A 404-nucleotide genomic window follows, 5' to 3' on the forward strand; every position below is an offset into this window, starting at 1 on the left:
TCTTTGACGCGCGCGCGGCCTTTGCGGCCATGATCATGACCCGCAGTCCGGCGGAACTGACATAGGTCACGTCGCGCAGGTCCAGCACCAGGGCGGGAACGTCCGGAACCCGTTTCAAAACCACCGCTGTCACCTCATCGGATGTCGATCCGTCCAGGCGGCCATCGATCGACAGAATGGGAATGTCGCGATCAATGTCTTCCGTAATTGCCATCGTTTCCCCGTAAGATTTTGACACCAGCTAATCATGAATTGTCTTGCCGCGCTGCCGGCTTGTCCTGCGAAGCAGAGCGACAAGCCGGGCGCGAGGGTCAGGTCTCCGGCGGTTCGTCCAGGGCCATCACCCCGCCCCGCAGTTCCGCGGACCGCGCATAGGCGCAGCGGCGCAGGGCGTTGACCGACCC

Annotated in this window: 1 protein-coding gene; it reads right to left on the reverse strand. The window is 62.9% G+C overall.

Going from position 1 to position 404, the window contains the following annotated elements; all coding sequences use genetic code 11:
- Positions 1-214 (reverse strand): STAS domain-containing protein (locus FMN52_RS00090; RefSeq protein WP_148606706.1); only part of this gene is annotated, 214 nt, incomplete at its 3' end.
- Positions 215-404: the final 190 nt, after the last annotated feature.

The sequence above is a fragment of the Marinobacter sp. BW6 genome, from assembly GCF_008107725.1.
GTDB lineage: Bacteria > Pseudomonadota > Gammaproteobacteria > Pseudomonadales > Oleiphilaceae > Marinobacter.